Raw genomic sequence first — 1,845 nt, forward strand, 5'->3', positions numbered from 1 at the left:
TGGAGGAAGCGCCCCTTCTCCCGAAGTTACAGGGCCATTTTGCCGAGTTCCTTAGCCATGATTCACTCGAGCACCTTAGGATCCTCTCCTCGACTACCTGTGTCGGTTTACGGTACGGGTTTTCTTAACCTGAAGCTTAGCGGGTTTTCTTGGAAGTCTGATTACCTGCTCTATCTGCGCCGCCGAAGCTTTGCAGTACTATTGGGGTTCAGCACCGGTTGCGGATTTGCCTACAATCGGTATACCTACGCCTTTTAACGGACTATTCCGTCAGTCCGCGGCAGTGTCACTACTCCGTCACCACATCGCAGTTAAGAAAAGTACTGGAATATTAACCAGTTGTCCATCGGCTATCTCCTTTCGGATGCGCCTTAGGCCCCGACTAACCCTGATCCGATTAGCGTTGATCAGGAAACCTTAGTCTTTCGGTGGGCGGGTTTCCCACCCGCCTTATCGTTACTTATGCCTACATTTGCTTTTCCAGAACCTCCACAGCACATTGCCATGCTGCTTCTCCGGCGCTGGAATGCTCCCCTACCAGACATACATCTTTCAGTATGAATCCATAGCTTCGGTAATAATCTTGATGCCCGTTTATTATCCACGCCCGGTCGCTCGACTAGTGAGCTGTTACGCACTCTTTAAATGAATGGCTGCTTCCAAGCCAACATCCTAGCTGTCTGGGCAACCGGACCTCGTTAGTTCAACTTAGACTATATTTTGGGACCTTAGCTGATGGTCTGGGTTCTTTCCCTCTCGGCCTTGGACCTTAGCACCCAAAGCCTCACTGCCGGCCATATCTTCTTAGCATTCGGAGTTCGTCTGGATTTGGTAGGATTTGACTCCCCCGCACCCAATCGGTAGCTCTACCTCTAGAAGACTCGATGCCGACGCTGTTCCTAAAAACATTTCGGGGAGTACGAGCTATTTCCCAGTTTGATTGGCCTTTCACCCCTACCCTCAGGTCATCCGGAAACTTTTCAACGTTTATCGGTTCGGTCCTCCATTACGTGTTACCGCAACTTCAACCTGCCCAAGGGTAGATCACAAGGTTTCGCGTCTACCTCTACTGACTATACGCCCTATTCAGACTCGCTTTCGCTGCGGCTGCGCGGCTTAACCGCTTAACCTTGCCAGTAAAGAGTAACTCGTAGGCTCATTATGCAAAAGGCACGCTGTCACGGAATCTCTCCGCTCCAACCGCTTGTAAGCACACGGTTTCAGGTTCTTTTCACTCCCCTGTTCGGGGTTCTTTTCACCTTTCCCTCACGGTACTGGTTCACTATCGGTCTCTCAGGAGTATTTAGCCTTACCAGATGGTGCTGGTGGATTCCCACAGGATTTCTCCGGTCCCGCGGTACTCAGGATACCACTATGCTGTCATTCTTTACCTGTACGGGGCTATCACCCATACCGCGCAGTTTCCCACCTGCTTCCAGTTCATAGCGACAATACAACGTCGTGGTCCTACAACCCCCATCTTGCCGTAACAAGATGGGTTTGGGCTCTTTCCCGTTCGCTCGCCACTACTTGGGAAATCATTATTATTTTCTTCTCCTACGCCTACTTAGATGTTTCAGTTCAGCGCGTTCGCGTATTATACAACATACCTTCAGTATGTTAGGTTGCCCCATTCGGAAATCTACGGATCAATTCGCATTTGCCAATCCCCGTAGCTTATCGCAGCTTATCACGTCCTTCTTCGCCTCTGAGAGCCTAGGCATCCCCCGTGTGCCCTTATTTACTTTCTTCTCAGACATAGCCCTTTTGCTACTATGCTGATGCTTTGATATATATACTCGTAATACTACCTCTATAACAGTTCGGCCTTGACCGAGGGTCCGT

1 rRNA gene is annotated in these 1,845 nt (G+C 50.0%); it reads right to left on the reverse strand.

From position 1 onward, the window contains the following. Positions 1 to 1,751: ribosomal RNA gene (locus tag E4F24_RS13865) — 23S ribosomal RNA — on the reverse strand; the annotation flags it as partial. Between the last annotated feature and the right edge of the window lie 94 nt (positions 1,752 to 1,845).

The organism is Sphingobacterium lumbrici (genome assembly GCF_006476045.1).
In the GTDB taxonomy this organism is placed as follows: domain Bacteria; phylum Bacteroidota; class Bacteroidia; order Sphingobacteriales; family Sphingobacteriaceae; genus Sphingobacterium; species Sphingobacterium lumbrici.